This window comes from Acinetobacter sp. NIPH 284 (genome assembly GCF_000369425.1).
Classification (GTDB): Bacteria; Pseudomonadota; Gammaproteobacteria; order Pseudomonadales; family Moraxellaceae; genus Acinetobacter.
The window spans coordinates 1725945-1734760 of record NZ_KB850011.1 but is presented as its reverse complement, the minus strand read 5'-3'; the positions used below and the strand labels follow the sequence as shown (position 1 = coordinate 1734760).

5 protein-coding genes and 2 rRNA genes are annotated in these 8816 nt (G+C 42.0%); 6 read left to right on the top strand and 1 reads right to left on the bottom strand.

The annotated features are described in order from the left end of the window. From F908_RS14110 to cysK, 4 genes are all read left to right on the top strand, one after another. Window positions 1-1675, top strand: a 23S ribosomal RNA gene (locus F908_RS14110); the annotation flags it as partial. Window positions 1676-1870: 195 nt separating this feature from the next. Beyond that, window positions 1871-1985, top strand: a 5S ribosomal RNA gene (gene rrf, locus F908_RS14105). Between the two features lie 93 nt (window positions 1986-2078). After that, window positions 2079-2663: a hypothetical protein gene (locus tag F908_RS14100; RefSeq protein WP_005163248.1), complete on the top strand. Its 585-nt coding sequence runs from the start codon at window positions 2079-2081 to the stop codon at window positions 2661-2663. A 122-nt stretch (window positions 2664-2785) separates the two neighbouring features. Then, entirely contained in the window at window positions 2786-3787 is a 1002-nt protein-coding gene (gene cysK, locus F908_RS14095) for a cysteine synthase A (protein WP_005163245.1), read from the top strand. A 61-nt stretch (window positions 3788-3848) separates the two neighbouring features. On the opposite strand, the gene F908_RS14090 is transcribed toward cysK, so the two are convergent. Continuing rightward, window positions 3849-4328 carry a lytic transglycosylase domain-containing protein gene (locus tag F908_RS14090; RefSeq protein ID WP_228127634.1) on the bottom strand — a complete coding sequence of 160 codons (480 nt, stop codon included), beginning with the start codon at window positions 4326-4328 and terminating at the stop codon, window positions 3849-3851. Window positions 4329-4845: 517 nt separating this feature from the next. On the opposite strand from F908_RS14090, the gene F908_RS14085 reads away from it, so the two are divergent. Together F908_RS14085 and F908_RS14080 are read left to right on the top strand one after the other, a co-directional pair. Beyond that, complete coding sequence (locus tag F908_RS14085; RefSeq protein WP_005163242.1) at window positions 4846-6048, top strand: MFS transporter; 1203 nt, start codon at window positions 4846-4848, stop codon at window positions 6046-6048. Window positions 6049-6203: 155 nt separating this feature from the next. Then, window positions 6204-8585 carry a YgiQ family radical SAM protein gene (locus tag F908_RS14080; protein WP_005163241.1) on the top strand — a complete coding sequence of 794 codons (2382 nt, stop codon included), beginning with the start codon at window positions 6204-6206 and terminating at the stop codon, window positions 8583-8585. Window positions 8586-8816 lie beyond the last annotated feature (231 nt).

Below are 8816 nucleotides of genomic sequence, written 5' to 3'. Positions count from 1 at the left end.
ATGCTGGAGGTATCAGAAGTGCGAATGCTGACGTGAGTAACGACAAAACGGGTGAAAAACCCGTTCGCTGAAAGACCAAGGGTTCCAGTCCAACGTTAATCGGGGCTGGGTGAGTCGACCCCTAAGGCGAGGCCGAGAGGCGTAGTCGATGGGAAATTGGTTAATATTCCAATACTTCTGTGTAATGCGATGAGAGGACGGAGAAGGTTAAGTCAGCCTGGCGTTGGTTGTCCAGGTGGAAGGTTGTAGGCATGTATCTTAGGCAAATCCGGGGTACTCTATGCTGAGAACTGATAGCAAGCTGTACTTGTACAGTGAAGTGGCTGATACCATGCTTCCAGGAAAAGTCTCTAAGCTTCAGTTACACAGGAATCGTACCCGAAACCGACACAGGTGGTCAGGTCGAGTAGACCAAAGCGCTTGAGAGAACTCTGCTGAAGGAACTAGGCAAAATGGTACCGTAACTTCGGGAGAAGGTACGCTGCTGACGGTGATGGGACTTGCTCCCTGAGCTATTGGCAGCCACAGAAACCAGGCCGCTGCAACTGTTTATTAAAAACATAGCACTCTGCAAACACGAAAGTGGACGTATAGGGTGTGATGCCTGCCCGGTGCTGGAAGGTTAATTGATGGGGTTAGCGTAAGCGAAGCTCTTGATCGAAGCCCCAGTAAACGGCGGCCGTAACTATAACGGTCCTAAGGTAGCGAAATTCCTTGTCGGGTAAGTTCCGACCTGCACGAATGGCATAATGATGGCGGCGCTGTCTCCAGCAGAGGCTCAGTGAAATCGAAATCGCTGTGAAGATGCAGTGTACCCGCGGCTAGACGGAAAGACCCCGTGAACCTTTACTGCAGCTTGACATTGAACTTTGACCTTACTTGTGTAGGATAGGTGGGAGGCTTTGAAGTTGGAACGCTAGTTCCAATGGAGCCGTCCTTGAAATACCACCCTGGTAATGTTGAGGTTCTAACTCTGCCCCGTAATCCGGGGCGAGGACCATGTCTGGTGGGTAGTTTGACTGGGGCGGTCTCCTCCTAAAGAGTAACGGAGGAGTACGAAGGTGCGCTCAGCGTGGTCGGAAATCACGCGTAGAGTATAAAGGCAAAAGCGCGCTTAACTGCGAGACCCACAAGTCGAGCAGGTACGAAAGTAGGTCTTAGTGATCCGGTGGTTCTGTATGGAAGGGCCATCGCTCAACGGATAAAAGGTACTCTGGGGATAACAGGCTGATACCGCCCAAGAGTTCATATCGACGGCGGTGTTTGGCACCTCGATGTCGGCTCATCTCATCCTGGGGCTGAAGCAGGTCCCAAGGGTATGGCTGTTCGCCATTTAAAGAGGTACGCGAGCTGGGTTTAGAACGTCGTGAGACAGTTCGGTCCCTATCTACCGTGGGCGCTGGAAATTTGAGAGGATCTGCTCCTAGTACGAGAGGACCAGAGTGGACGAACCTCTGGTGTACCGGTTGTGACGCCAGTCGCATCGCCGGGTAGCTATGTTCGGAAGGGATAACCGCTGAAAGCATCTAAGCGGGAAGCCTACCTCAAGATAAGATTTCCCTAGGAATTTATTCCTCTAAAGAGCCGTTCGAGACTAGGACGTTGATAGGTTGGGTGTGGAAGCACGGTGACGTGTGAAGCTGACCAATACTAATTGCTCGTGAGGCTTGACTATACAACACCCAAACAGTTGTTGTATTCAAGATAAATTCAATACATAACTTGATTTAGTGTGAAAACTAGTTAAAATGCTGAACACAAAGTTAGACTCAATATCTAATCCGTTAATAACTCTTTGGTTCGTAAGTAAGGCAGACATGAAGTGAAAACACAACATGATCAGTAAGACCCCAAAACACCACAACAGTTTGCTGGCGACAATAGCAAGAGTGAACCACCTGATCCCTTCCCGAACTCAGAAGTGAAACCTCTTAGCGCTGATGGTAGTGTGGCCTTTGCCATGTGAGAGTAAGTCATCGCCAGCTTTTAAATACAAACACCCCTAACCTAACGGTTAGGGGTGTTTTTTATGTTACATTTATTTTAATTATATGATTGTCATTGATTAAGAAGATGCTATGGATGAAATCTCATTAGAAAAAATTAAATCAAATTTTAAACAAGTAAAAAATATACTATCTAATTCTACCCGTGTACACATTGATCGAATTGAATATAGGACTTTCGATGAAGGGATGTGTGATGCTGTCTATTTTATTTGTAAAAAATCACAAGGTTTGAATTCATTAGAAGCATTTATAATACTGGTTATTCATAAACTTCATTTTTATGAAGAATGGGATATTCTTGAAACAACTACAACAGATTTAAAAAATATTTTTGATATTTGGCTATTATCTATATTAGAGAAAGCTAATTTTAAAAAACTAACTGAATTAGAAGTACAAGAACAAACACAATGGATAGTGTATTTTATCCAAAAATTAATAAAGAAAAATCAGAATGCGAAAAATCTAAAATACTCTGATCGTTGGGGAATTTATCATAATGGTGTGGAGGTTACTCCAGTTGAAAGTTTTACTTTACCTATTTCTTCAGATATAAAATTAGCATTAGGATTAACAGCAGATTGGAATGAGATAGAGATATTTTATGAAACGTCCGATGACTATGTGTTTTTCTCATGGTTTACGGGTGCATAATCGGCGAAGAAAACTATGAATATGGGAAAAACTTTTCATAAATCTTAATGTTTTCTACTTTCCTCTTAGATTCACAAGCCTATAATGCTTAAGAATCATTCCAAATCTAATAAGGAAATAACATGTCGACCGATCAGCAATTTCCAACGCCTGCCAACTTAGGTATCGCTGTTTATGCAAACAATGCCGAAGCCATTGGTAATACACCTTTAGTTCGTATCAATCGCTTGATTAAATCAGATGCTACAGTATTGGCAAAAGTGGAAAGCCGTAATCCCGCATTTTCAGTAAAATGCCGTATAGGCGCAGCGTTGATTGCGGATGCGGAAAAACGTGGTGTACTTAAAACGGGTATGCATATTGTTGAACCGACTAGCGGTAATACAGGTATTGCTTTAGCGTTTGTTGCAGCGGCAAAAGGTTATCCTATTACTTTAACTATGCCAGCAAGTATGAGCTTAGAGCGTAGAAAAGTATTAAAAGCTTTAGGAGCGAATCTGGTTTTGACCGAGCCTGCTAAGGGCATGAAAGGTGCGGTGGATGAAGCTGTTCGTTTAGCCACTGAAAATCCTGAGCTTTATTTCCTACCACAACAATTTGAAAATCCAGCCAACCCTCAAATTCATGTCGATACCACAGGCCCAGAAATCTGGCAGGCAACCAATGGGCAAGTGGATATTTTAGTTGCAGGTGTTGGCACTGGCGGGACAATTACTGGCATTTCCCGTTATTTTGAGCAAGTTCAGAATCAGCCAATTTATTCTGTCGCAGTTGAACCTACTGAATCTCCAATCATTACCCAAACAAAAAATGGTGAGAGTATTACACCTGCACCGCATAAAATTCAGGGAATTGGGGCCAATTTTATCCCTAAAAATCTGGATTTGGACTTGGTTGATGAAGTCCTGCCAGTGAACAGTGCCGATGCGATTGAGTGGGCAAGAAAGTGTGCAACTCAAGAAGGTATTTTAGTGGGGATTTCAAGTGGCGCGGCATTGGCGGCGGCGGCACAAATTGCTGAACGTCCAGAAAATGCAGGGAAAACCATTGTGGTGATTTTACCTGATAGTGGTGAGCGTTATTTGTCTTCGGTGTTATTCGAAGGTTTGTTTGACGAAGCATAATTTCATTATTCAGCGAATAAAAACCATGCCTAAGAGCATGGTTTCTTATTTACTCTTTATTTTATAGGGCTTTTTTTAAGATTTTTTCATGACGTTTTACTGAACGAGCATACTTTTTACCTTTATGGCGTGTCCAAAAACTCCGTTCATAACCTGATGGCCCAACATTATAATACGCTACGGCTTTTGACCAACTGCCTGCTGATTTATAATAGGTCGATAGGATATATGCACCGCAATTAATATTAGTATTTTCATCATAAAGATTGCCAGGACAAGACTGGCGCCAATGAGTCGAAACTATTTGAGTTAAACCGATCGCACCTGTAGGGGAGCGTGCTGAACTATTATAATTTGATTCTTGGCGAATGAGCGCAGCGAGTAAAGTGGGTGATATATCATAACGCTCTGCATTTTGCACGATCATTGGGGATAAGCGATTTGCTGTATTTGGAGAAACAGAATAGGCATTTTGTAGTCCAGATGACAACTGAGTAGAGCGATTGGCGAATGATCCACTTAAACTACTGCAAGCTGTCATATTGATTGCAATCACAATCAAACTTATTTGAATAATCAGCCTTTTTAATTTTTTTATAGATCGTTGTTGATCATGGTGAATGGAGATGAATTGCAAAATCATAAACCGTTAGTGTTAAGTTAAATGGATGGTATTAACCACGAATAAATGAGTCAATAACAGTTACTTTATGATCATGTGAATATCTCTTTATCAATAGAAAAAGCCCCGACATCCTGTCGAGGCTTTTTCATATTTGGTTTCTTGCCGTTAACTCCTGTCAACGACCACATCCTGTGTTTCTTGTTGTTCTGAATGAGACATCCTATCTTTTTATGACTAATATCATAGATAATTAAACTTGAGTCGTATATTCGCTAATTACCCCAACTCGTGTACGTTTTAGCCTACAAAATATAGGGTCATTTTGCAGAAAACTATATGCAATGCCCAACTTTTCAGGTTTTTTTAAAGGCAGCCATTACAGGAAGTCTAAAAGGGACTAAAATCAAACCAGACCTGTAGAAAAAGCTGATTTATGTCGGACATTGTCAAAACCCATATCGAATATGGTTCAAAATCGTTTACTGCGATTTTATGGTCTTTATTTTTTGCTGGTTTTGCATCCTTTTCATCGTTGTACTGTGTACAACCCATGATGCCAATTTTTGCAAAATTCTTTCAGGTTACACCGACGCATAGTAGTTTTCCATTATCTTTTTCTACCGTCGCCTTAGCAATTGGTCTGTTATTCACAGGTTTTATTTCTGATCGTTTTGGACGTAAAACGATCATGGTTTGTGCCTTATTCCTCGTTTCGATTCTCTTATTGATTAGTGCTTCGTTTCCAATTTGGGAGATTTTTCTCAGCACTCGTATTCTGATTGGTTTAGCCGTGAGTGGGGTCGCAGCCGTTGCAATGACTTATATCGGCGAAGAAATTGCGCAGAAAGATATCGGTTTTGCGATGGGATTGTATATCTCTGGCACAGCGATTGGCGGCATGGGTGGACGTTTAATTGCAGGGGTATTGGTTGACTTTATTTCTTGGCAATCTGCAACCTATATCATTGGTTTTATCAATCTTGTCATTGCCTGTCTGTTCTATTTACTTTTACCCAAGTCCCAGCATTTTAAACCCTATCCTTTTCGCTTTTCCCGTTTTAAGGCTGCATTTGAGCAGAACCTGAAAGACCGTAAATTACGCATCCTGTTTGCCGAGGGCTTTATCCTGATGGGGTGTCTGGTCACGGTGTTTAACTATATAAGTTATCACCTGCTGGAAGCACCATTTCAGTTATCACAAACATGGATTGGTGTGATTTCGATTGCTTATCTAGCAGGCATTTATAGTTCGCCTAAAGCAGCACAATGGGGCTTTAAATATGGGCGTGATAATGTTCTGCCGATGATGTTAATGACGATGATGATTGGCTTGTGGTTTACACTCATTCCATCATTATGGTCAATTTTGATCGGTTTGATTATCTTCGCTTTTTCATTTTTTGCAGCGCATTCGACCGCAAGTAGTTGGGTTTCAGTACAAGCAGTTCAATATCGTGCAGTGGCATCCTCGCTGTATTTATTCTGCTATTACATTGGTTCAAGTTTGCTCGGCAGCTTCGGTGGATTGGTTTGGGAACAGTTTGGCTGGATTGGAATTAATTTGAGTGTGAGTGTGGTTTTGGTGATTGGGTTAGTATCCGCTTTATATCTTAGTAAATTACAACGTTCAGCCTAAAATTTTAAATTCGAATAAACTTTGTACAAATAATTTGTTATCTCCTTGTTCTTGAATGCTTTATAAACAGGGAAAATGAATTGAATTCATGTTAAAATGATCGGCTTTCATCTTTAGATGTCTCTCCTCCATCTGCTAGCCGAGATTCGCAAGCCATGTCTACTGCCTACACCATGCAGACCGCGCCAAAAGCGTTGTTTGATTACGACAAATATTGGGCGTCGTGTTTTGAACCCGCACCATTTTTGCCGATGTCACGAGAAGAAATGGATCAACTCGGCTGGGATGCGTGTGACTTTATTTTGGTTTGTGGTGATGCCTATATTGACCATCCATCTTTTGTATCAGGTGTGATTGGGCGTGTACTTGAAGCACAAGGCTTCCGTGTCGGAATCATTGCACAACCAGATTGGACCAACGCAGAGAGCTTCCGTGTTCTAGGCAAGCCCACCATTGCGTGGGGGGTAACGGCAGGGAATATGGATTCAATGATCAACCGTTATACGGCAGATCGTAAAATTCGTTCAGATGATGCTTATTCGCCAAATAATGAACCGAATAAACGTCCAGACCGTGCAGCAACAGTTTACTGTCAGCGTTGCCGTGAAGCTTTTCCTGACGTTCCTGTTTTGCTTGGTGGTATTGAAGGCAGCTTGCGTCGTATTGCACATTATGATTATTGGTCTGACAAAGTTCGCCGCTCTATTTTGATGGACTCAAAAGCTGATCTATTGATGTACGGAAATGGTGAGCGTGCAATCATTGAAGTGATGCATCGTTTAGCTAAAGGTGAGAAAGTTCATGACATCACTGATGTTCGTGGTACAGCATTTATTATTAATAAACACAATAAAGCATCAAAAGCACAATTTGTTGAAATTGCCAGTAATGATGTGGATACCATTGGACGTGTCGATCCAATTATTAATCCTTATGTCATGACTGAGGATATTGATGGCTGTGAAGTTGAAAAAGAAAAAGGTAACTCATTAGCGCAGTATCAAAATTTCCAAAAAGAAATCGTTGCCAATCCAATCGTGCGTGAAGGCGATCAGCTCGATCCAGATACACAGATTGTGCAGCTCAAGCCTGCGCCATCAAAAGCGATTAAACATAAATTACCTCCACGTGAATTGGCCGTGATTCGTTTACCGTCTTTTGAAGCCGTTGCTGATGATCATGTGTTGTATGCCCATGCCAACCGCATCTTGCACCTTGAAACCAATCCGGGTAATGCACGTGCCTTAGTGCAGCGTCATGGTGAGCGGGACGTCTGGATCAACCCACCACCAATTCCTCTGACCACTGAGGAAATGGATTATGTGTTTGATTTACCCTATGCACGTTTACCGCATCCTTCTTATGGAAATGCACGTTTCCCAGCCTTTGATATGATCAAATTCTCGGTCAATATCATGCGTGGTTGTTTTGGTGGATGTACCTTCTGTTCAATTACTGAACATGAGGGGCGTATTATTCAAAACCGTTCTGAAGATTCAATTTTACGTGAAATTGAAAAAATTCGTGACACTGCTCCCAACTTCACTGGGATTATCTCGGATTTAGGTGGGCCTACGGCAAACATGTATCGTTTGCACTGTAACGATCCTGAAATTGAGAAAAACTGTCGTAAACCATCCTGTGTCTATCCGGGTGTGTGTCAGAACTTACATACCGATCATGCACCATTGGTTCAACTGTATCGTAAAGCACGTGAAATCAAAGGTGTGAAGAAGATTTTGATTGGTTCTGGTCTGCGTTATGACCTTGCGGTACTGAACCCTGAATATGTGAAAGAGCTGGTACAGCACCATGTCGGTGGCTACCTGAAAATTGCGCCTGAGCATACCGAAAATGGCCCATTATCGAAGATGATGAAACCGGGGATTGGGACGTATGATCGCTTCAAGCAAATGTTTGAGCGTTTCAGTAAGGAAGCAGGTAAGGAACAATATTTAATTCCTTACTTTATTGCTGCACATCCGGGGACCACGGATTACGATATGATGAATTTGGCGATTTGGTTGAAGAAAAATGGTTTCCGTGCTGATCAGGTACAAACCTTCTACCCATCACCAATGGCCACTGCGACCACGATGTACTACACAGGCAAAAATCCATTGTCTAAAGTGGCACGTTATACTGAAAATGTCGATATCGTGAAAGGTGAAAAGCGTCGCCGTCTGCATAAAGCATTCTTGCGTTATCATGATCCAAATAACTGGCCTTTGTTACGTGAAGCACTGAAAGAGATGGGGCGTTCGGATTTAATTGGTAATTCTAAGCAGCATCTGATCCCAACCTATCAGCCACAAGGTACGGCTGAAGGTGAATATAAATCTGCACGTAAAAAGAACTCAACTGTTGCAGGTGATTCAGCGAAGCGTGGTCAAGCGCAATCTCAGCCACAATCAGGTCAGAAACGTCCACAAAAAAGGCAGATCTTAACGCAACATACTGGTTTACCGCCACGTGAAACGGGTGACAAAAAACCATTCTCAGGAAAATCAAAACCTAAAGTGAAACCAAAGCGTTAAATCAATAAAAAGAAGGCATCAGTCATGATGCCTTCTTTTTTATAAATAAATGGTAGGGTAGTCACAATCTGGTTATAAAAGTACAATTTATCGAAACATATACTGACAATATCCGCTTGAATATTTGCCTACTGATGATTATAAATATAGATGCAGGATGCTTTTACGACTTTGGTCGGCGAGTGAAACACGATTAAAAAAATTTAAGTTACACTGCTAAAATGACTTTAA